The following is a 21574-nucleotide window of genomic DNA, read 5'->3' as shown; positions in this document are numbered from 1 at the left end:
CTTCCCGTATGTTTGTCCCGTCGGAAATCTCGCCAATTAACCCTGCCAGCAGCACATGAGCTTGTCGGCTAAATGGTAAATGTGGCTGGGTTCTTAACGGATGTCTAATTCGAATGCTGTGCAGATTCGGGGGCGGGATGTGTAGTTGACGCTTAAAGGAGTTGATATGCTGCAAGCTTCGTTTGTACCTGGCCACTCAATCCGTTTCTAATTACCGCCATTAGATAACAAAGGGAGAGTTTTCAATAGCTGGAGTATCTTACAGGTACATGGCGATTCATGAGGTCGGGAGGAGCCAAGAACCTGCTGCCGCTCGCCATAAACGGACAATGTTTTCCTGTTTAAGATAAGCACATCAATGGGGGGTTTCTCCAGGGTTTTTCAACTCTCCCCGCCGGCGGTTGAAGCGCCCACTTTCGTGGCCAGTTCCGTCGCAAATCGCCGGAGTGTTTCGGCTTCGTCCAGGCCATCGAGGAAGCGCCGGGGTATTCCCGATAGCCCCGTTTGGGCTCCGACCAGGGCGCCGGTCAATACGGCGCGAGCCTGGTTTTCGCCACCGCCATTCACAGCGTGGAGAACAGCCGATTCGAAATCGTCCGGAAAGCGGGCAGTGAGATGGTAGGCTGCGGGAAGCTGGTGATAGATGGCGCAGGTCATGCCATAAACGATGGAGACTTTCCATGCGGGCTCTATCCGGATATCGGGGTCCACCGCGGCCGCGGCGACATATGAGGGCGTGAGCAGGGCGTCCGGCGAGACGAAATGCCAGCTTTTTCGCGGACGATCCTCCTGTGGCGGCTGCAGGTCGGTATGCGCCATGGTATGGAAAGGCAGTTTTCCCGCCCTTGCCAAACGCATGAGCTTGCCGGAAAGGCTTCTGTTGAGCTTGTGTCCCTGCACCAGAAGACCCAGCACTGCCCCGTACGCGACAGTCAGGGTAACGACGGTATCGTCGATCTGGGTGAGGCGTGTATTGCTGGAGATGGCGGCGGCCAGCTCCTGTGGCTGGAAGGCGTAGCGAACCGCCAGGGCGAGCGTGCGCCCTATCGCTTCGGTGGTATCGGCCTGGCCTCCCGTTTGCCCCCAGGGCAGGTTCTGCTGGACACGCTTGCGCCAGGCATCGCGGATCGACTGCTGGGTGTATCCGCCCGGTCCGTGCACCGGCATGCCATTGAGCAACGGGAATATTTCCTCATCCATGCGCCGGCAGAAGTCCGCTTCATCATAGCCGCCGCGCTCGACGAGCGAGCGCAGCATGAGCCGGAGAATGATGCCCCCTTGGGAGAGTTGGCCTGCCTTGAGTTCGCTATGGTAGCGGCCGGGCTTGGGGTCGGCATAGGTCGTGATCCAGTCGCCGTAGTCGCGGCGGAGCACTGCCAGGTCGTAGTACCAGTGGGGGCCGAGGCCTAATGCATCCCCTATAAAGGCGCCCATGATGGCGCCGGCGGCGCGGTCCTGTATGGCGGGGTCGGACATGTTCTGATCCTCCTCTTGGTTAACCTAATTATCCAAACAAATCTTTTTTCAGTTTTGTAGGTGTCTCTAGTAGGGTCTCTGGTGGTCTTTCGAGCATTGGGGAAAAAAATACGAAAGAGGGAGCGGCGCCTGTGCTGCGCGCCTTGTATGCATTAATCCGGGAATGCCGGAGTTGATCACTTCATGGTTTTGCCATACTCGGCGCCGGCAAATCCCCAACTGGGTTTCACCCCGTTCTCATGGACGCATCCATCCCGCTTAACTCAAGATAGCGCATGGCTTCGCTGCATGCTCTCAGCACAAACAGGGAAGTTGCAACCTCACTGCCAACCAGAATCCGGGTAGGGTGACGCATGCGGTTCCATTCGTAGGCTCGGTAAGGATGCCTGCCCCTGCCTTCCCCCATCGCCTGGCTAAGCACGTTGAGGCCAGCAGCAATTACTCCGTCATGTCTTGGCTCATATGCCAGCAGCACTAGCGCAGATACCGCCAAGGCGGCATCGAAGGCATTGAGTGAATACCCGATTAGCTCATCCTTGCAGTACTGCTGAGCAATCCGACGCATGTCTTCCATTTTTTCTTCAGGGTCAAGGATACGTTTATCCATATCGGTAAGCATTCCGTAAGTCTGGTACAGGCGCCCGAAATAATAGACATAAATTTCCGGTAAATAATACTTGAGGGCCGTTTCATGACGGAAATTACCGCTTACAAAGGCTCGGTAATGAAAATTAAGCAACCGCTGTAAAAAGGCCAGATTTTCACCCTCCAAGGCACTCCATTGCTTCCTGTTAACAAGAATGGCGTCCAGGATGTCCATGTTATGGCCTGGGCAAATCTCATTACCCAACATTTCCCTGATTATCCTGCCGTCAGCGTTCTTGAACGTTTTATCAAACCAAATAGGCACGGCGCCCTCGTAATCCAAGGGCTTGGTGATGTGAATGGTGGGTGGATTTGAGTTGTATTTACCTCCTACCTGGTATTCGCTGATAATTTCCACCCAAGGATAAGCCAGCAACGACTCACAGGCTTCCAGAAGCGCTTTGTCCACCGTCAGTTGCTCCCTCTGCACAAAATCAAGCCACTTTCTCGCCATCGCCAAAGTGAGAAAGGTTGTATCCGTATCGGGAATGTAATCACCGAATCCCAGGCTCCGTTTCTTTTGCATGGCTTCTTCGGACAGCCGGCACAAGGGTCTTCCCTCCGCATCGTTCGGAAAGCAGGTGATAGCGGGGTGCTTAATGTGGTTATTCGGCGTCTCAAGCCACTCCCGACTGCTGCATACGCAGTAGCGCAGCAAATTTTCCAGAATGGGGACGATACGAGCATAATGCTGCCGCGAGGCATTCGAGTCTAAAAATACAAGCAGATGTTCGAAAAAATTGATATCTGAAAAGGCTATTCTGTGCCAGATCAACGTAGAGGATACGGACAGGGGCTCGCAAATCCCGCGATAAGGTTTTCGGATGAGCCGGAGTTTGCCGGGGTTCGTCATCAGAAAGCAGCGTATCAACGCAAACAACACTGTGATATTTTTATATTCGAAGGAACCAACTCCCTGTAATACATTGATAAAATTCTTGCCATCCATATGGTCATCGCCCGATAACTCGACCTGTGCGGCAACTGGAAACCAGGGGTCATTCTTATCCTGATCCCAGATCCGTAAAATGTCCTGCAGACAGTTATCGATTATCGTCTGCAAGTCTGTTCGACTCGGTTCACTGTCGATCCGCTCAGCCTTTTCGCGCTGCTGCCAACGGGGGTTTTCGATGCTATCAAGAAGTCGAGCCAAAGAATGGAAGGTTGTTTCGATCCACAGCGGATCCTGCCAGTTATCAGCGCTGGCCTGCATGGCTTTACGCATCATCTCTTGATAACGGGATATTTCCGTAACCCCTATAGCAGGGTGTCGGCAGCCTTTGAGAATCAAATACTTCAGGACGGTATGGCCGGCCACTTTTCTGTATATGAACCGAAGATTGCGTCCCGGAGGAGTGAGGCACTCTCCTTCAAGGATCGGCTGATCACAGATATCATAGAGGTTCGCGTTTCTTGTCATTGCTTGGTTCCCATATGACCAGTAGCGTCCGGCACTTTTGCTCAGGTGGTTATGTATCCACTGGATCCTGAATAAGGAACAGCATGCTTAGGGGTATCACGAACTTGAACGTGAATCTCCAGGGAAACTGGGATTTCCCCCAGGATTCCTTGATGGCGGACCGCCTCCGCCATCCCGCTCCAATTATTACCTGGCCCAACTTCTTGGTGTTGTGCCTGTTCCTATTTATTCTTAAACCATAAATATAATTCAGGCAAGAACCGTAGCTCATCGAATGCCTTGTGGGGCAAGCTGATGTGATGAGGCATTCAGTGGCGCGGATGTCCGGAATGACAGGTATCCTCAAGGACAGATGGCTCCTCGGCTCCGAGGCCGACACGTAACCTGAAGTTCTTGCGTCGCCTCGCTTTGACTTACCCCGGATACTCTTAGAGCAGGTAGCAGACTGGAATTAAAATCGAGCCTTTCTACCAAACACCCATTCCTACCTGCAGCACAACATTTTTTTCCGTGTATGCGCCAACTTGTGGCATGTTGGTAACTAACTTACAATCGAGAAGCGCCCCGGCGAAGTTCACAAATTTTGTTTTGTGATGCAAACGGTATACTCAGCGCCATCCAATTGATACCGTTGAGACTTGAAGAGGATAGCTGCCTGCCGCTAAATTGAGACGTTTGGGCAACTGCAGAGCGGCCTCGGCTGGGTTTCGTCACTCAAGACGTGATGCGTTTATTCGTATGTATCGGTTCCAAGTACAGAAGCACGACAATAGACGAATGATTCCGGCATGAATATATATTCGAGATCCATCTAAATCGGACGTTTTTCCGCCAGGAGTACAAATGAGCAACCAACCTACTCCCGAAAATATCTTGCAGACCGGCATGGCCTTTTGGGCATCCAAAACGCTGCTCTGCGCTGTTGAGTTGGGCGTTTTTACCGAACTGGCGCAAGGTCCGGCGAGTCTGGATTCACTCCGGGAGCGGGTTGGGCTGCACCCGCGCGGGGCACTCGATTTTCTTGATGCGCTGGTTGCGCTCGGCTTCCTGAAGCGCGACGGGAGCCGCTACAGCAACACGCCTGAGACTGATCTGTTTCTCGACCGTAATAAACCCTCCTACATTGGCGGTATTCTTGAGATGGCAAACCGCCGCCTCTACCCAATTTGGAGCAATCTCACCGACGCGCTTCGCACCGGCAAACCGCAGAATGAATGCAAGGACGGTGAGGCGGATCTTTTCGAGACCATTTACGCCGATCCCGCAAGCTTAAAGGAATTTCTCTCCGCGATGACCGGTGTCAGTCATGCAGCCAATACAATCATTGCGCGCACCTTTCCTTGGCAGGATTACCATACGTTTATCGACGTGGGCACTGCCCAGGGAGACTTGGCGGTGCAGATTGCGCTTGCAAATCGTCATTTGCGCGGGTCAGGGTTCGACCGGCCAGAGGTTGCGCCGGTTTTCCGGCAGTATGCGGAAACCGCAGGTGTTGCCGACAGGGTCGATTTCGTGTCCGGCGATTTCTTCAAGGATGAGCTGCCACAGGCAGATGTTGTGCTGATGGGGCATATTTTGCATGATTGGGATCTTCCCACGAAGAAGATGCTCATCCGGAAGGCGTTTGACGCAATTCCCGCAGGCGGGGCTTTGATCGTTTATGAGTCCATCATTGACGATGACCGTTCAAAGAACGCTTTCGGGTTAATGATGAGCCTGAACATGCTGATAGAAACGCCGGGAGGTTTCGATTTTACGGGTGCCGACTGCGCGGGATGGATGAAAGGCACCGGCTTCTCCGACATACATGTAGAACCATTGATTGGCGCGGATTCGATGGTAATCGGAATCAAATAGATCGAAGCGGTCTCGGACCGCAGTCAAGAAATTCCATTCCGCCGGCCTTATGTCCGTTCCTGTATCAGGAAGCTTGCACCCCCACGCTCAGGAAAACTATGAAAACCGCTGCAATCGCATTATTGGCTATCCCGCTGCTGACTGCTTGTGCCGGCTCGCCCGATTATGAGCAGACCTCCAAGACATTAAATGATGGGACAACGCATTATTTCATCAAAACCAAATTGGGCCCTTGCCCGACGAGTCGGGATTGGGCAACCCGAACATTGGCGAAGCGTGCTAATGAAATTTGTAAATCGGGATATGTACTCATTGGCGAGCAAGCGCCTGTACTTCTGGATCATTTGGGACCCCCGCCTAAAGATACCAAGCTTTTATGGCAAATCAAGTGCAAGGAGGCCGATCGGCCTGAATCCTAACTTGAAGCGACACCCGACAAGTTTGTGGAACGGACTGCCGACCATATCGGAACAAGACGAACAACACGCGTTCGGTAAGTAACATGAGACGTCTGACAGGGACTATTAAGAAGCAAGTCCAGAACCGATGTATCGGCGGAGTTCGCTGGTGTGCCGCAATAATCGCTGGCAAACCGGCTGGCTGCCTCATCAGGAGAGTTTGCACGCCTCTTTCCCGCATCACGTCCTTACTGGCTATCCTGTTATCGGTCTTGCCAGCCGGTGTACAGGGCAAAGAAGCTTCCCCAACAGGTATCGCAGTCTTCAACATGGCATGGGCCGGGACCGTTGACGACTTCAAACGTCATGTCGAAGTTTGCGGTACGCCGGAAGTTGACTGGTGCGATAGCCGGGTCAAGATGCCGCGGGGCGCGCTGAATGCGGTTCCGGAAGAGGAAGAACGGGCAAAGCGGTGTCAGGAAGCCACGGCTGCGGCAGCAGGGAGCCCTGATGCGGCAATGATGATAGCTCCATGCAATGCCTATGGGAGAAGGCGGAATCCGGGCAGAGTCGAAACAGCGGAGAATTACAATATCAAGCTGAGCGGTTTGCGAGCCACGGTCGAGAATCTGATCCGGAACAAAAAAATCAGGGTCATTGCCTTCCAGGAAGTAAAGTCGCAAGAGGTCCTGGAGTACGTCCTCGGTCAATTTGCGGAGCAATTCAATGTTTGTGTCGCACCGCATACAACCTTCCAAACGGTTGCATTTGCCTGGGATAAAACAATTCCATCCGGCGTGTATGGCTGCGAACCGAATCCGGCCCTTGCGATCACGGAGCAGCCTGAGGACGAATCACTTGCACGGCGCGTCAGACCAGGGTTGGCCTTGGAACTGGTCATCAATGGCTCACCGGTGACTTTTTTGAATATTCACCTCAAGTCCGGCTGCGCCAATGTAAAAACGGCGGGCGGCTTCCCCGGTCACAAGCTGACCGATCTCGCGCCGGCCTGCGCGGTCCTCAATCGCCAGATCCCCCTCCTCGAGGATTGGATCGACCGTGTGGTTAAGGAAAGCCCGCGATTCGTCCTGCTTGGAGACTTTAATCGCCGGATAGACGAGGAGGCCAAGGCGCATGTTTCAAAGACCGAGGTTCGCACTGATGGCATCGACCCGGCGGAACCAAATACAAAGGATGAGCAGGGCCGGGTCAAAAGCAGCTATCTGTGGCAAGAGATTGCCGATGGATCCCCTTCAATGCACCAGGTGCCACTGACATCGACACAGCGAGGCTGCACCGGTTTTAAAGGACTGGACCATATTGTTATCAGTGATCCGATCAAGCTGGCACAAGCTGGCGCCCTTCGGTCGCGCAAGATTGCTGTGGTAAAGAAAAACCGTCAATCCATTCCGACCAGTGATCACTGTCCCAGAATTACGGTTCTTGAGTTGTGATAATTTGAGAGCCAGGGGGTTCGATTACACGGAATGGATGAAGGATACGAAGTTTTCAACCCTGGGCAGAGAGCGTTTCAGTGAATCGAACTTGATGGTGATCGGAATCAAATAGCGCACGCATTTCCGGTCACGGCTCTGTATCGTAATGCCCACCCTTTGGCACATAAAGCGGCATGCGGCTCAACGGTTTTTATGCGCTCGGGCTCCTGGCGGCACGATCGCGCCATGGTTTGCTCGCAGTCCGCGGAAAAATTCCTCTATATAAGGAATAATTTCAAACAGGAGGGCGACCGTCATGATGGAAAGCACATAAATCGCAGGCAAAGGTTCCTCCTTCCAGATGAGGTCGAACCGGGCAATCTCGGGTCCGAAGCCGAACAGCGCCTGAAACTGATCCCAATGCCGTGAGATAACGAACAGGATCGCCATCAAAGGGATCATCTCCTGGAAGCTGTGCACATGTTGTTCGACCGGCGACACGTTTCGCCTACGGACAGCATAACTGACGTCCCAGAGTGCCGTAGCTTCATGAAGGAAAAAGGCAACGATCATGAAGGCGATGATGCACGCGTTTATCTGGAGAAAGATCGCGGCAAGCAACGGCAGGCCCATCTCGGCGAGCATGACAAGGTGAAATATGGATTCCTTGGCGCCAGCCGTCGTTTCGATATGCGAGGCGCGATGGCACAGCCAATCGGCAAATCCTGCCAACAACCAGAGGGGGAGGATGAAATACATCAGTATGAGAACTGACGGATCATTCAGCATATGTTCTTCCTACTCGCATCACGCTTGCCTTCAAAGAATTTGAGTGCCCCGATTAAGCTTCTTCGCCCAGTATGGGGCACATGATTGCACAATCGCCCGTTTAGTGCAGTTCGGAAACACACAGAACGCGCTGGCACTCTGCCCGCGCCACCGTGGGCGGGAGCGGTGGCCAACGAGGGACCATGGTAGCGGCAAGTCTCTTTGGCTATCATGCAGGCCGAATACTTTCAGGCAGGCTCTCCTCCAGGCTAACCTGGTCCGGTATTGAGCTATTCGTGCCAGAAATCCTGCTTGTCATCATCTACCCACCTTCGCTGTTGCAATAAACTACCCCTGCGTCCCAGGCTCCGCGGGAGGCATGGAAAATTACGGAGGGATTGGGGAAACATAGGATTTTTTGAAGCATTAATCGGAGTTTAGTTAAATGTTGGCGCCTTTGCAGTAACATAGTCCTCTGCCATCCATTGCTTTCTCGAAGCCGATTGCTCAAAATAAAAAAAAGAGGAGTCCGGGGGGCGGCAGCGAGCACTTGCGCCAGGTCAGGGGCAATAAAGACCCGCAAGGCCGAACTAAGCGCAAGGGTGGAAGCATATGAATAATTCATCCTCCCTTAAGTATTTTCCAAAGCGCCTACCCACCCACTCACCAACCATCCATACTTTATATGAAGCGCTATACGATAGAACAATTCATGGCGACGACTTCCATTCTGGGAGCTTCGTTCAGCGCTGACGAAAGACGAGTCCTTTTCAGCAGCAATGCCCCTGGCATTTTTAACGCTTATACCTTGCCGGTGGAAGGCGGCACGCCAGAGCCGCTGACTTGTTCTACCAGCGATAGCACTTTTTCCGTCAGCTTCTTTCCGCACGATGATCGGGTCCTTATTACACGGGATCAGGGGGGCGATGAGAATTATCATCTTTTTCTGCTTGCGCCGGATGGCGTGGAAAAAGACCTGACTCCGGGAGAAGGGCTCAAGGCGCAATTCATGGGCTGGCGCCCGGATGGGAGCGCTTTTTTTGTTTCCAGTAACGAGCGCGATCCCCGATTCTTCGATCTGTATCGCTATGATGCACAGACCTACACCCGAACATTGATATACACGAATGAGCAAGGTTTTGACCTTGGTCCCATCAGCCGAGACGAGCGCTGGATTGCGCTGAACAGGGTCAATACCACGTCCGACAGTGATATTTACCTGTTTGATGTCGCCAGGCAGGAGGTAAAACACCTCACTCCTCACGAGGGCTCCATCAGTTTCCATGCCGAGACTTTTGGTCCCGCGTCTCGAAAACTGTTCTTTCTCACCAATGAGGGAAGCGAGTTCAAGCGCCTGTGTACTTATGATTTGTTCAGTGGTGCTGTCACTGATCATGAAAGCGCCGATTGGGACATAATCAATACCTATTTTTCAAAGGATGGGCGATTCCGGGTGACCGGGATCAACCAGGATGGCAGCATAGTGATCCGCGTTGTGGAGGTTATGGAGGTTGTGGGGGAGGAGGGCGAGAAACCCGTGAAACTTCCCGCGTTCCCGGAGGGGGAAATTCGCGGCGTGGTCTTTTCGCAGAGCAGCTCGCGCATGGCCTTCTACCTGAACGGCGACCGCTCTCCGGATAACCTGTTTGTCCATGACTTCAATACCGGCCAGTTCAAACAGCTTACGCAGAGCCTGAGCAAGGAAATCGATTCTTCCGATCTGGTGGAAGCGCAAGTAGTCCGCTTCAGGTCTTTCGACGGGATGGTTATACCTTCCATCTATTACAGGCCGCACGAAGCGTCCGCCACTAACAAAGTACCGGCTATTATCTATGTGCATGGCGGGCCGGGCGGCCAGACCATGCGTGGATACAATGCTCAGATTCAATATCTCGTGAATCATGGCTATGCCGTGTTGGGAATCAATAACCGTGGTAGTTCCGGCTACGGCAAGACCTTTTTTGCCGCCGCCAATCGCAAGCATGGGCGTGAGCCGCTGTGGGACTGTATCGAGGCCAAGACCTATCTCGCCAGCCGGGGTCATATCGACCATGAGCGCATTGGCATCATGGGCGCAAGCTATGGCGGCTATATGACGTTGTCAGCCCTGGCATTCCGTCCCGAGGCGTTCAAGGTGGGTGTGGACATTTTTGGCGTCAGCAACTGGCTGCGAACGCTGGAGAGCATACCTCTCTACTGGGAATCGATGCGCAAAGCCATTTACGATGAGATTGGAGATCCGGTGAATGACATAGACATCCTCGTCGCGACTTCGCCGCTCTTTCACGCCAAGGAAATAAGAAAACCCTTAATGGTGATCCAAGGCGCCAACGATCCGCGCGTCATCAAGGCTGAAAGCGATGAGATGGTGGAAGCCGTCAGGAAGCATAATATTCCCGTGGAGTATATTGTTTTCCCGGATGAAGGCCACAGCTTCACCAAAAAGAAGAACCAGATCAAAGCCAACAGGCGAATACTGGAGTTTCTGGACAAGTATCTGAAAGGGCGGCGACGCGCCGAAAGACGAAAAACGAGTGATACAGGTAGGGCGCAATAAGTGAATACACTCCTCTCAACCAGCCCCCAGACGTAATATCGGGCGGATTCCGTACGGCGCAATGCGCTTCGCTTATTGGCCACCTACTATCAGTACTACCTGTCAGTATCTATCACTCGGTCGGGCGAGGCTTCAGAATACTGCTGTGCTATCGCGGAAGCGGCGCGGCGATGTCGCCGAAAAACTCGCGTATCAAAAAATCCTCAAGCCCTTTGCTGTCTTCCAGGCGTGCTGAAAGAACTACGACGCGGTCGAGGCGGTACGACTCCCAGTTGAAATCGCCTTTGTGGTATTCGCGGATCAGTTCGATCATTTTGCGGACGACTGCACGTTCTATATCGACGCCTGGCGGAGCATTGACTTGTATCAGTTCCCGTCTGGGGTTACTGCTGTCCTTTTTCCAGGCACGGAACAAAAACTGTGCGCTGCGGGGTCCCATTCTGATGATTTGAAATATCCCGCTCGCGCCGGGCTCGCGCAGGTTGCGCATGACATTGGCCATTCTGAGTTCTTCCGCGGACGGCTCGCGTTCGGTGGCTTCCGGTTCTACAGGTTCATCCTCAAAGATTCCGCCTGCACTGCGGCGCTCCCGCGCTTCCTTCATATAGTCGAGCATATCTTTCGGAGCTGCGGTATCCGGAGCTGATTTTTGAGTTGATGAACGGTCTGCCCGTGCATCGCTCCTGGCGGTTCCTTTTTCGGGGGCGGGTTTCGCCGGTTGCGTTTTTTCGGGGCTCAGGCGGGGCTGAGGCCGAGGCTTGGGTGGCGGTTGCGGCTTGACGGGGGGCGCAAGCCTGGGACTTTTTTTCGGTGCCGGTGATGATTTTTGTTCTGGTTTTTCTTCAGGCAATTCCACAAAAGTTGCTTCGATTGGTGCGGGAGTTTCAGTCTCTATCTCTGGAGATGTGAGAAAAAATCCAAATGCCCAGATAATGATCAGCCAAATGGTGGCAGCCAGTGGCAACGGCCACCAGAATCGATCTTCCTTCGATCTGGACTTGAGCATGCGTACGGAATTACTGGTGTTTAACCGCAATCAGAAAGTGCTGCGCGCCGGCCGTGCGGGCCCGCAGCATCGCCTGCACGACGAGGCCCTGCGGCGCGTCATTATCAGCGGATACGACCAGTTTCTGTTCTGAGTCCTGGAGTAACGGCTTGAGCGTGTCGGCCAATGTCTCAAGAGTAACAGGCGTCTTATTGATAAAAATCTTGCTGTCATTAGTCAGCGTCAGCGTGACAGGCGTTTTGGCGCTGAGTTTCTCGGCTTGACCCTGGGGCAGATTCACCTGCAGGGAATCGAGATTCTGCATGGACAATGAAGCCAGCATGAATGTCGCAAGCAGGAAAAACATAACGTCGATCAGCGGGATGATTTCGATTTTTCCTCTGCGGTAATCCCTTGGTTTACGCCGCTTCATCTCTGTCCTCCTGATCCAGGCGGATATGATCGATCAGGCGTGTGCCAAGACGCTCCATCTCATCCATGGTTTGGGATTGCAAACGCGAAAAATAATTGAAACCGAAGAGTGCAATCAGTGCGATCACCAGGCCAACTACAGTTGCAATGAGTGCTTCGGCCACGCCCCCCGTCACCGCCGTGGGATTGACGATTCCCTCGCCACCGATAATCTGGAAAGCACGCATCATGCCGATAACCGTTCCCACGAGTCCGAGCAGGGGCGCTGCGGTGACCGTGGTTTCAAGCACCCATAGCCTGCGGGAAAGAGACTTTTCTATCAGTTGGGCTTCATCCGCTGCGCGCGACTCGGTCCACCAGGAAGGCCGGTGCCGGTTGCTGATCACCACCTCGAAAAACCGCTTATAATAGTGGCGCTCGTCCAGCCCCGAGAGTATCTTTTCCAGGTCGTGCCATCCGAAGCCATACGTCTCGACGAGGTTCAGCAGATCATGCGAAAGGCGTGCATAACGCCAATAGATAAAGGCCTTCTCAAGCATGATCGCCAGAGCAATAACCGCAAGCAAAGACAGCGGGAACATAATAATTCCGCCGACTTTTAGCGCGGTCCAGGTTGCATTCAGTTCTTGCATGTTTATCTCCGAGCTGGGGTGATATAGGTGCCCTTATTGGCTAAAAACTAATTATAAATTAACGCTTCTATATGGTTTTCGGTAAGATGGTTCAGTAAGATGCTGACGCGGCCATGCAACTGCGATGCGTGACCAGCCGACGCGATGGGTTGTTGCTTATACCCCACTCAGGGTGCAAAAGCACTGATTCTCGCTCATTGTAGTGAGAAAGTTTTATCGATGCCGGATCCCACGGGAATTAGTCTCGCCCTGCGCAAGGGCTTGCTCAACCTCATCGAGGCTAATTTTGATCTGCCAAGCTGTAAAATCTTACAGCTATCCATACACCTCGTTTTAGGGTTTCATAGCTCTGTTATTTTCGTCGGAACAAGCGAACTTGCAGGTAATTTTGATTTTTCGTAATGATATCCCTAATCAAAAATCATGCAGGAAGTCTTGTGGGATTTTCCAGGACCACATCTAGCATGGCCGGTTTGACAGAGAATGCGCAGGCGCGGCTTGCAGTCATACTGGAGCAGAGTTTGAACGAGATTTACCTCGTGAATGCCCAGACCCTGCGTTTCGAGTTTATAAGCAATGGTGCACAACGCAATCTGGGCCATAACCTGGATTCGATGCGGATGATGACGCTATTCGACATCCAGCCGCAATTTGACGAGGCGTCTTTCCGGATACTGGTCGATCCGCTCGTAAAGGGCGAACAAGAGATCCTGGTTTTCGAGACGATGCATTTGCGGGCCGATGGCACATACTACCCGGTCGAAGTCCATCTGCAACGCGTAGGGCACCCGAGCCCAACTGAATTTCTCGCAATTATTCTGGATATTACGGCCCGCCGCAGTGCTGAGCTGGCATTGCAGGAAAGCGAGGCAGGGTTTCGCGTCATCGTCAACACCATCCCGCAGCTCGCGTGGATAGCGGAGCCCGATGGAAAGAAATCGTGGCACAACCAGCGCTGGTACGACTATACAGGCACAACTCCGGAGGAAATGAAAGGTTGTGGTTGGCATAAAGTGCATGATCCGGAATTGCTGCCCAAAGTAATCAAGCGTTGGAAAGATGCTCTCGCCGCTGAGCAAGCGTTCGACATGGACGTTCGATTACGTGGAGCGGATGGACAATACCGGATATTCCTGACGCGGGCAGAGCCGCTAAAGAACGCGGAAGGCCGTGTAGTGCAGTGGTTCGGTACCAATACAGACGTAAACGACCAAAGACTGGGGGAGCAAGCTCGACGCGAAACCGAAAAACAGCTTCAGGTGGTGATGGAGAACATGAGCGAAGGCCTTGTGGTTTCTGACTTTAGCCGCAAACTGCTGCACTGGAATCCCGCGGCGTTGAAGATGCACGATGTCGGTAACGCGGAAGAACTCCTGAGCGATCTTCAAACCTTCGCGCAGATGTTTGAGTTATCGACTATTGATGGTGCGATTCTGCCGATCGAACAGTGGCCTTTGACACGCATCCTGCAAGATGAGCATCTGCATGATCTGGAGTTGCGTATCAGACGCGTCGATAGGGATTGGTTGCGTATCTTCAGTTATTCCGGCGCAGTCTCTTATTACGACGACGGCAAGGGTCTGGCATTTCTGACCATTAAGGACATTACCGAGCGCAAATGTGCCGAGGAAGCACTACGCGATGCGAAGATAAACCTTGAGTACAAGGTGAATCAGCGCACTGCTCAGCTCGTTGCCAAAAGTAAGGAGCTGGAGAATTTCTGCTATTCAGTGTCGCATGACCTCAGGGCGCCGCTTCGCGGCATTGCCGGCTACACGCGCCTCCTGCTGGAGAGCCATAACGAATGTCTTGATGAGGAGGGCCGGGGCTTTCTGAAAAATGTGCGTTTGGCGACGAAAAATATGACGGATTTAATTGAAGATCTGCTCTCTTACTCAAAGCTCGAACGGCGGAAGCTGTCGACAACAGACGTCAGCCTTCCTACCTTTATATCGAAGCTATTGGACCAGTTCCAGGGCGCCACCAAGGATGTGCGCGTCATTGTCAACGTTGACGATTTCCCTATCAGAGCCGATCCGGAAGGGCTTGCTATCGCATTGCGCAATCTCATCGATAACGCGCTCAAGTTCTCCAGATATTCTCCTGAACCGGCTATCGAAATTCTCGCGCGGGCTGCGGATGGCTACTGCGTTCTCTCTGTACGCGACAACGGAATCGGGTTCGACATGCGTTTTTACGACAAAATTTTTGAAATATTCCAGCGTCTTCATCGCGCCGAAGACTATCCCGGCACGGGTATCGGACTTGCCATGGTACAGAAGGCCATGGAACGGATGGGTGGGCGCGTGTGGGCGGAGAGCAAATTGGGCGGCGGCGCCGTTTTTTATCTGCAATTGCCTTTGTCCGGTACGGCTGAAGCAGCTGCTCCGGCAATTAATAGCGCCTAGTCGCGGCATTTTACTCATGAATATTACGTTGCCGATTTTGCTCATTGAAGACAATCCGATGGATGTGGATCTGACCCGGCGTGCTTTTATTCGACATAACCTGGCCAATCCGCTCGAAGTGTTACGCGACGGACAGGAAGCGCTCGACTTTATCGTCGGTTGGAGAGCAGGAGAGCCTGCGCCGTCAGTGATATTGCTGGATTTGAAACTGCCAAAAGTCAGCGGACTTGAGGTTTTACGAAACATTCGAGCGCATCCCCATCTTGGCACTGTACCCGTCGTGGTCCTGACGTCTTCCGCTGAAGATGATGATATTCACGAAGCCTATACGCTGGGGGCAAATTCCTACATCGTCAAGCCCGTAGATTTCGAAAAATTTATTGATGTGGCCCGGCAAATTGAGCTCTATTGGACAGTTCTCAATATGCCCTGCTTTTCAAAGCGCGTTTAATGAAAGTTCTTTATCTGGAGGATAATGCACTGGATGCCGATCTGGTGCGAATCGAGTTGGAGAAACGCGCACCCGACATTCAACTGGATATTATCAGTACATTGAACGAGGCGCTGGCACGGGTGGACCGATTCCATGAGAGTTATGGAACGAGTCTGGAAACGCCAGCAATCGCCAGGGCCAGCATCGATACGATTCCTCGCTATGATCTCGTTCTGACGGACCTCCATCTTCCCGATGGTAGCGGTGAAGCGCTGTTGGCCCGGGTACGTAGTCAGCAGTTGCCGCTTCCTGTAGTAGTTCTTACCGGCTCGAGTTGCGAAAATATATTGCTGGCATTACTCCGCGCGGGGGCCGACGACTATGTCATAAAACGTGACGGTTTCCTTGAAACACTGGCTCTGGTGTTGCGTGCCGCACTCGATAAATTCCACACGGAAACCTATCCGCGCGCTGCTGCGCTCAGGATTCTTTACGTCGAGCCGAATGCTCACGATATCTACCTGACAAGACAGGCACTCGCTTCCATTGCTCCGCACCTGCAAATTGAATCGCTTCAGTCCGCCGAGCAGGTTTTTAACCATTTTGCCGCACCTGATGGAAAGGCGGGCATTGATGTTCTGCTGCTCGATTATCGTTTGCCCGGCGCTTCCGCCACCGATATCCTGAAAGAACTCTGCCAGGTTCGCGGGCTCGATCTACCGATCATTCTGGTAATAGGACAGGATGACGAAGAAATTGCGCGGCAGTCTCTAAAACTTGGCGCCGCCGATTATGTCGTAAAAGGCGCAGGCTATCTTCAGCGGTTGCCCACGGTCATCGAAAACGTCTGGCTCAGGGCGGAGTCGGCCCGGAGAGAACGGGTTTTGCTGGAAGAAAGGACCCGCCTTTTCCTCGCCACCGAAGCCGCCGCAATTGGCATCTGGGAATGGAATACTGCTACCGGTGAGGTTATCTGGGATGACCGTATGTATGAAATTTATGGTGCTCCGCCTGGGAGCAAAATCACTTACGAGATCTGGAAATCCTATACTCATCCCGATGATTTGCGAGAGCAGGAAATACAGCTGGAAAGAATAGGCGCAGAGAATGGACGGGAACAGCTCGATTTCCGGATTATTCGCGGGCACGAAACGGTACGTCATCTTCATATTGCGAAAACGGTGAAATGGGGACGAAATGGCAACGAATTGAAAATAGTAGGCACTGCCATTGACATCACCAAGCGCAAGCAGACGGAACTGGCGATTCAGGAGCACGCCATGCAGCAGGGCCTTATTGCGGCGCTCGGACAACAGGCGCTCGCCAGCGCTGATCTTGACGAGTTGTGGAACGAGGTGGCCGTGGTTGCATCCCGCGGGCTCAACGTCGATTTCTGCAAGGTTCTGCAGCTCACCCCGGATTTGCGTTCCTTTATACTCAAGGCAGGCTTGGGCTGGCGGGACGGCTGGATAGGCCGTCAAATATCGTTCACCTATGAGAACAGCCAGAACCGGTTTGTTCTCGCCAGTCATCAAGCAGTGATCATCGGAGATTTCCGCTCAGAGATGCGCTTCAAGCCCTCGAATATTCTCAGGGATCATGAGATACGCAGTTGTGCCGATGTGCTTATCTCCGGAGCCGGCGGCGCGTATGCTGTCCTCGGCGCATACTCCCGTGATGCGTTCCGCTTCACGCCGGGCAGTATCAATTTTTTGCAGAGCCTCGCGAATATCCTCGCAACCGCGATTGACCGCAAAACTACCGAGGAACGCCTCACCTATCTGGCCCAGTTCGACCCTCTTACGGAACTGCCCAACCGTAGCCTTTTTCTTGATCGCTTAAGGCAAGCGATGGAGCAGGCGCAGCGCAACCGCGGACGTGTTGGCGTTGTCTTTGCCGATCTGGACCGTTTCAAGATCGTCAACGATACGATGGGTCACAGCATCGGCGACAAATTGCTGGTTCAGGTTGCGCAACGGCTACAGCAGTGCGTGCGCTCGTGCGATACGGTGGCTCGCCTTGGGGGGGATGAGTTTGCATTCATTCTTTCCAATCTGGCCCAGGCCGAGGACGCAACCGTGGTGGCGGAAAAGGTGATCGCCGGGCTCTCGCTGGTATTCGAACTGGACGGCCAGGAAATTTATATTTCGGCAAGCCTCGGGATCAGTATCTATCCCGGAGATGGCATCGATGCGGATAGCCTGCTGAGGAATGCCGATACTGCGATGTTTCAGGCGAAGGAGCTGGGCCCTGCAATTTATCAGTTTTACCTGCCGCAGATGAATGAGCGTGCGGTAGCTCGTCTAAAAATTGAGACTCAGCTTCGCGGCGCGCTGGCGCGGCACGAATTCGTGCTTCACTATCAGCCAAAAGCAAGTTTAACCAGCGGTGAGATTACGGGTTTTGAGGCCCTGCTGCGCTGGCAGCATCCAGCGCACGGGCTCGTGCCACCGCTCCAATTCATCTCCGTCCTTGAGGATACCGGGCTGATTGTGTCAGTGGGTGAATGGGTGGTACGAACAGTCTGTGAGCAGATCAAAACATGGAAGAGTCAGGGCCTGGTTCTGCATCCGATCTCGGTCAATCTGTCGGCACGGCAGTTTCAGCAACAGGATCTTGATTCAGTAATCGGAAAAACGCTGGAGGTTACCGGCATCGATCCACGTCTACTCGAGTTTGAACTGACCGAATCGGTATTGATGAAAGAGGCTGAGACAGCCGCCAATGCGCTGCAGAACCTGAAGGCGTTCGGTGTGCAAATATCAATGGATGACTTTGGTACCGGCTATTCGAGTCTCGCTTATCTCAAGCGGTTTCCACTTGACGTACTCAAGATCGACCGCGCATTTATCCGTGACGTGACTACGGATCCGGATGATGCAACCATTGCCGTTGCAATGATCAAACTCGCGCACAGCCTGGGGCTGAAGGTGGTAGCCGAGGGCGTTGAAACCAGAGCGCAACTGGATTTTCTGATTGAAAACGGTTGCGACGAAATGCAAGGTTATTATTTCTCACACCCCCTGCCCCTTGAATGCGCATCGCAGGCTCTTGTCGACGGTTATCGGTTGATGATGAGCGCTCCAGCGATGAATCAGTGAGATCGCTATACCCATCGCTACCGTCGATGCGACCCATGCAGTGGTCCGCGTTCCATTCTTGTTGCCGGCCACCCGGTAGCCAGTCGCTGTACACGTTAATTCGCGATCATTTCCCTCAAAAACAACGCTTCCATTGTCAAAGATGCTCTTTTGCCTAAAGATGAGCCTCTTTACGCACTGGCATTGCGATAAAGCTCTTTCCCTATCTCATGATATTTGTTACTTTAGCTACCGCAAATTCCCAATCCGCGGGGGGCGGATGAATTTTCTAACAGAGAATGACAAATGAAAAAAATTATCCTGGTGATTTGCGTCATGTTTGCGCTTACCAGCGGAGCTTTTGCGCAGCAAGGGGGGTTGAATCTCAGATCGCATTCCGCATTGATTATGGACGCTCAGCGCGGGAACATCCTTTTCCACAAGAACCCGGATAATGTGATGCCGATCGCGTCCATCACGAAGCTCATGACGGCGATAGTTGTGCTCGATGCAGAATTGCCGCTGGATGAGGAGATCGTCATAGAAGCGGCCGACATCGATATTATCAAGAATACCCGTTCCCGCTTGCGGGTAGGGGGAAGTCTTACTCGTCAGGAATTGCTCCGCCTGGCATTGATGTCTTCCGAGAATCGTGCTGCAGCCGCGCTGGGACGTTCGTATCCCGGAGGCATCAGCGCCTTCGTTGCGGCCATGAACCGCAAGGCATTCGAGCTTGGTATGGGTAACAGCTATTTTGTTGATTCTACCGGGTTAAATAGTGCCAATGTTTCCACTGCGCGCGATCTGGCTAAAATGGTCAATGCCGCATACGATTACGATGTCATTCGCGAATTTTCCACGACCGCCGCACATGAGGTGGCGTTCACGGATGATGACCGCAGCTTGCAATTCGTCAATACAAACCATCTGGTACGCAGCAGTAGCTGGGATATTGGCATTTCAAAAACAGGCTTTCTTAGCGAGGCGGGGCGCTGTCTCGTGATGCAGGCAAATATTACAGGCAAGCAGATCATTATTGTATTGCTTGATTCCTGGGGAAAGAACTCCCGTATCGGCGATGCTAACCGCATCAAGAAATGGATGGAGATCGGTTTCACCCGCAAGGTTCGCGGTTAATATATTTTTCGAAGCAGGTTGCTCAACTGGCATCCCGCTTAACCTGAACATGGAATTCTCCGGGCCGGGTTCAGGAAGAAACAGCTATCCGTGCTTTTTTTAGCTCTTGCGCGCCTGTTCTCTTTACGTGCCGCTGCATCTGGCGGGTAACAAATATCGCAAAAACCTCGATTTTTCCGATCGCCTGCTTTAACCTTTTATACAGGCACAGATTGGCCTGCAGCTGGACGGGAAGCGGCGACCGCCCGGGAAGGAGGTGTTTATGCAATTGCAATTGATTGCCGCACTCATCATTGTTTTCCTGATTGTCATGTTCGCGGTTCAGAATGCCGTTGCTGTAAGCGTCGTATTTTTTCTTTGGCGGCTCGATGCATCGCTGGCCGTGGTGATTGCCGCATGTTTTGGGCTCGGTGCGCTTATCGGCGCGCTAGTGACGGTTCCAACGATGCTGCGTGAGCGGATCTCGGCAAGCCGCCTGCATAAACAGGTGGATGCATTACGGGCCGAGAATGACAGTTTGCGCGCTTTGAAATAAGGACGCGTCCTCGATGCCAGGCTGATACTGACGGATATCAAACCGGTTTTAACAGTATCGCGGCAGCGATACCGCTTTGACCATTTAAAGCAACTGAAACACAAGAATGGCGACAAGGGTAGGCGGAAGCGCGGCGGCCAGTAGACCTAAAGGATGGATCGCTCCATCCTTGAACGAACCCTTGAGTATGGAAAAACCGGCGGGGTTTGGCGCGTTGGCAATAACTGTCAGGCCTCCGCCAGTGACGGCCCCGGCAACCAGCGAATACCGGAACTCCGCGCTTGTTCCATCCAGCAGAGAACCAAGATACGTAAGGGCTGCATTGTCCGTTATTGCTGTCAACAGAGTAGCGCCGAAAAAGAGTACCGTGCTGTCCATGTCCACCAGCAAGGGCTGCAACCACCACTTCTGCTGTCCCCCAAGAACAACCAGGCCGGCAAGGAAAAAAGCGACCAATAATCCTTCCCGCAGGATCAGCCGGTCCTGATAGCGTTCATATGCATGGGCAAAACCGAGGAAGAAGAGCAGCAGACCCATGAAGACGACTGGGTGATGCGCAAACACTACCACCGCGACCAGAAACATTATGTGTACAAGCACCACGAGCGGTGGAACTCCGGCATGCGTAGAACATTCCTCGCTCTTCAGTCCCGACAATTCCCGTTGAAACAGGATAGTGACTGCAAGCGCATTCACCAGCACGCCAATCGCGGCTTTCCAACCGAATGTGGTGAACATGAAAACAGTATCCCATCCCCACTTGCCGGCCACCATGAGAACTGGCGGCGCGGCAAAGGATGTCATCGTTCCACCAATCGAGATGTTGACGAACAACACGCCGAGCGTGACATATTTGAGCCGGGCCGAAATTTCCCTGCAGTAATAACGCTCAAGCAGAATCAATCCGGCCAAGGTCATCGCAGCCGGCTCGGTGATAAAAGAGCCCAGCAAAGGCACAAACGATAATGTTACGAAGTAAAACGCTTTGCCCTCCCGCCAGGGAATGAGCCGGGCGAGCGTTTTTACGCAAAGCATGGCGAATTGCAGGATCGGGCGGCTGCCTGAGATTACCATGACCGCAAACACGAACATGGGTTCGGTAAAGCTCTGCTGATCGAGATAGTTTACGGCGGCATGCTTACCGTCTGTAATCAGCATCATGATGACAAGGATCATTGCCCAGAAGCCGAAAACCACCTCAACTTCGCCCAGAAAGTGCCAAATACCCGCATGGGCGGGGTGTGTATGCGCCATCTGCTCGAAATATTTTGTCGAGAAAGTGTGAATTAGCGCGATGCCGAACAGAAGTGCGCCGATGATTTCGATGGGAGCGGGATTCATTCGTTTGCGGCAGATGCGTTGATCTGGTCGGTGT

16 protein-coding genes are annotated in these 21574 nt (G+C 53.0%); 9 read left to right on the top strand and 7 right to left on the bottom strand.

What is annotated here, in order from left to right; all coding sequences use genetic code 11:
* Positions 1–381: 381 nt before the first annotated feature.
* Both CRO05_RS14680 and CRO05_RS14675 read right to left on the bottom strand, forming a co-directional pair.
* A complete protein-coding gene (locus tag CRO05_RS14680) occupies positions 382–1476 on the bottom strand; it encodes an ADP-ribosylglycohydrolase family protein (RefSeq protein ID WP_097067834.1) in 1095 nt (364 codons plus the stop codon).
* Between the two features lie 226 nt (positions 1477–1702).
* Positions 1703–3541 (bottom strand): hypothetical protein, encoded by a 1839-nt coding sequence (locus tag CRO05_RS14675; RefSeq protein ID WP_200814410.1) that lies wholly within the window; start codon positions 3539–3541, stop codon positions 1703–1705.
* A gap of 843 nt (positions 3542–4384) precedes the next feature.
* Between CRO05_RS14675 and CRO05_RS14670 the strand changes: the two genes are divergently transcribed.
* The 3 genes from CRO05_RS14670 to CRO05_RS14660 all read left to right on the top strand — a co-directional run bounded on the left by CRO05_RS14670 (position 4385) and on the right by CRO05_RS14660 (position 7250).
* Positions 4385–5398 carry a methyltransferase gene (locus tag CRO05_RS14670; protein WP_097067833.1) on the top strand — a complete coding sequence of 338 codons (1014 nt, stop codon included), beginning with the start codon at positions 4385–4387 and terminating at the stop codon, positions 5396–5398.
* Positions 5399–5496: 98 nt separating this feature from the next.
* Positions 5497–5817, top strand: a complete 321-nt coding sequence (locus CRO05_RS14665) for a hypothetical protein (RefSeq protein ID WP_097067832.1) — start codon at positions 5497–5499, stop codon at positions 5815–5817.
* A gap of 83 nt (positions 5818–5900) precedes the next feature.
* Positions 5901–7250 (top strand): hypothetical protein, encoded by a 1350-nt coding sequence (locus CRO05_RS14660; RefSeq protein ID WP_107758437.1) that lies wholly within the window; start codon positions 5901–5903, stop codon positions 7248–7250.
* A gap of 183 nt (positions 7251–7433) precedes the next feature.
* Here the strand turns inward: CRO05_RS14660 and CRO05_RS14655 are convergent, their stop codons facing one another.
* A complete protein-coding gene (locus CRO05_RS14655) occupies positions 7434–8021 on the bottom strand; it encodes a diguanylate cyclase (RefSeq protein ID WP_097067830.1) in 588 nt (195 codons plus the stop codon).
* Between the two features lie 664 nt (positions 8022–8685).
* On the opposite strand from CRO05_RS14655, the gene CRO05_RS14650 reads away from it, so the two are divergent.
* On the top strand, positions 8686–10557 hold the full coding sequence (locus CRO05_RS14650) for a S9 family peptidase (RefSeq protein WP_097067829.1): 1872 nt from the start codon (positions 8686–8688) through the stop codon (positions 10555–10557).
* Positions 10558–10705: 148 nt separating this feature from the next.
* Here CRO05_RS14650 and CRO05_RS14645 read toward each other — a convergent pair whose 3' ends face one another.
* From CRO05_RS14645 to CRO05_RS14635, 3 genes are read right to left on the bottom strand one after another with little or no spacing between them, the layout of a single operon-like run.
* On the bottom strand, positions 10706–11563 hold the full coding sequence (locus tag CRO05_RS14645; protein WP_097067828.1) for a hypothetical protein: 858 nt from the start codon (positions 11561–11563) through the stop codon (positions 10706–10708).
* A gap of 10 nt (positions 11564–11573) precedes the next feature.
* The gene (locus CRO05_RS14640; RefSeq protein WP_097067827.1) at positions 11574–11975 is read right to left on the bottom strand and encodes a biopolymer transporter ExbD; all 402 of its coding nucleotides are present in this window, start codon (positions 11973–11975) and stop codon (positions 11574–11576) included.
* On the bottom strand, positions 11962–12606 hold the full coding sequence (locus CRO05_RS14635; RefSeq protein WP_097067826.1) for a MotA/TolQ/ExbB proton channel family protein: 645 nt from the start codon (positions 12604–12606) through the stop codon (positions 11962–11964). Before CRO05_RS14635 ends, CRO05_RS14640 begins: the two co-directional genes overlap by 14 nt.
* A gap of 464 nt (positions 12607–13070) precedes the next feature.
* Here CRO05_RS14635 and CRO05_RS14625 point away from each other — a divergent pair, with 464 nt between their 5' ends.
* The 5 genes from CRO05_RS14625 to CRO05_RS14600 all read left to right on the top strand — a co-directional run bounded on the left by CRO05_RS14625 (position 13071) and on the right by CRO05_RS14600 (position 20199).
* Positions 13071–15014, top strand: a complete 1944-nt coding sequence (locus tag CRO05_RS14625; RefSeq protein WP_235001460.1) for a PAS domain S-box protein — start codon at positions 13071–13073, stop codon at positions 15012–15014.
* A 16-nt stretch (positions 15015–15030) separates the two neighbouring features.
* The gene (locus tag CRO05_RS14620) at positions 15031–15465 is read left to right on the top strand and encodes a response regulator (protein ID WP_097067823.1); all 435 of its coding nucleotides are present in this window, start codon (positions 15031–15033) and stop codon (positions 15463–15465) included.
* Positions 15465–18548: an EAL domain-containing protein gene (locus CRO05_RS14615; protein ID WP_097067822.1), complete on the top strand. Its 3084-nt coding sequence runs from the start codon at positions 15465–15467 to the stop codon at positions 18546–18548. Before CRO05_RS14620 ends, CRO05_RS14615 begins: the two co-directional genes overlap by 1 nt.
* A 285-nt stretch (positions 18549–18833) precedes the next feature.
* Positions 18834–19664: a D-alanyl-D-alanine endopeptidase gene (gene pbpG / locus CRO05_RS14610; RefSeq protein ID WP_097067821.1), complete on the top strand. Its 831-nt coding sequence runs from the start codon at positions 18834–18836 to the stop codon at positions 19662–19664.
* A gap of 262 nt (positions 19665–19926) precedes the next feature.
* Positions 19927–20199, top strand: coding sequence for a lipopolysaccharide assembly LapA domain-containing protein (locus CRO05_RS14600; RefSeq protein ID WP_097067819.1), 273 nt, complete (start codon positions 19927–19929; stop codon positions 20197–20199).
* 84 nt (positions 20200–20283) lie between these two features.
* Here the strand turns inward: CRO05_RS14600 and CRO05_RS14595 are convergent, their stop codons facing one another.
* On the bottom strand, positions 20284–21540 hold the full coding sequence (locus tag CRO05_RS14595) for a putative Na+/H+ antiporter (protein ID WP_097067818.1): 1257 nt from the start codon (positions 21538–21540) through the stop codon (positions 20284–20286).
* Positions 21541–21574: the final 34 nt, after the last annotated feature.

This window comes from Nitrosovibrio sp. Nv4 (assembly GCF_900215485.1).
In the GTDB taxonomy this organism is placed as follows: domain Bacteria; phylum Pseudomonadota; class Gammaproteobacteria; order Burkholderiales; family Nitrosomonadaceae; genus Nitrosospira.
This window is presented reverse-complemented; position numbering and strand designations above follow the sequence as displayed.

Bases quoted from the DNA above. Each gene is read 5' to 3' on its own strand.
- CRO05_RS14680 (WP_097067834.1), bottom strand. From the start codon at position 1,476: ATGTCCGACCCCGCCATACAGGACCGCGCCGCCGGCGCCATCATGGGC.
- CRO05_RS14675 (WP_200814410.1), bottom strand. From the start codon at position 3,541: ATGACAAGAAACGCGAACCTCTATGATATCTGTGATCAGCCGATCCTT.
- CRO05_RS14670 (WP_097067833.1), top strand. From the start codon at position 4,385: ATGAGCAACCAACCTACTCCCGAAAATATCTTGCAGACCGGCATGGCC.
- CRO05_RS14665 (WP_097067832.1), top strand. From the start codon at position 5,497: ATGAAAACCGCTGCAATCGCATTATTGGCTATCCCGCTGCTGACTGCT.
- CRO05_RS14660 (WP_107758437.1), top strand. From the start codon at position 5,901: ATGAGACGTCTGACAGGGACTATTAAGAAGCAAGTCCAGAACCGATGT.
- CRO05_RS14655 (WP_097067830.1), bottom strand. From the start codon at position 8,021: ATGCTGAATGATCCGTCAGTTCTCATACTGATGTATTTCATCCTCCCC.
- CRO05_RS14650 (WP_097067829.1), top strand. From the start codon at position 8,686: ATGAAGCGCTATACGATAGAACAATTCATGGCGACGACTTCCATTCTG.
- CRO05_RS14645 (WP_097067828.1), bottom strand. From the start codon at position 11,563: ATGCTCAAGTCCAGATCGAAGGAAGATCGATTCTGGTGGCCGTTGCCA.
- CRO05_RS14640 (WP_097067827.1), bottom strand. From the start codon at position 11,975: ATGAAGCGGCGTAAACCAAGGGATTACCGCAGAGGAAAAATCGAAATC.
- CRO05_RS14635 (WP_097067826.1), bottom strand. From the start codon at position 12,606: ATGCAAGAACTGAATGCAACCTGGACCGCGCTAAAAGTCGGCGGAATT.
- CRO05_RS14625 (WP_235001460.1), top strand. From the start codon at position 13,071: ATGGCCGGTTTGACAGAGAATGCGCAGGCGCGGCTTGCAGTCATACTG.
- CRO05_RS14620 (WP_097067823.1), top strand. From the start codon at position 15,031: ATGAATATTACGTTGCCGATTTTGCTCATTGAAGACAATCCGATGGAT.
- CRO05_RS14615 (WP_097067822.1), top strand. From the start codon at position 15,465: ATGAAAGTTCTTTATCTGGAGGATAATGCACTGGATGCCGATCTGGTG.
- pbpG (WP_097067821.1), top strand. From the start codon at position 18,834: ATGAAAAAAATTATCCTGGTGATTTGCGTCATGTTTGCGCTTACCAGC.
- CRO05_RS14600 (WP_097067819.1), top strand. From the start codon at position 19,927: ATGCAATTGCAATTGATTGCCGCACTCATCATTGTTTTCCTGATTGTC.
- CRO05_RS14595 (WP_097067818.1), bottom strand. From the start codon at position 21,540: ATGAATCCCGCTCCCATCGAAATCATCGGCGCACTTCTGTTCGGCATC.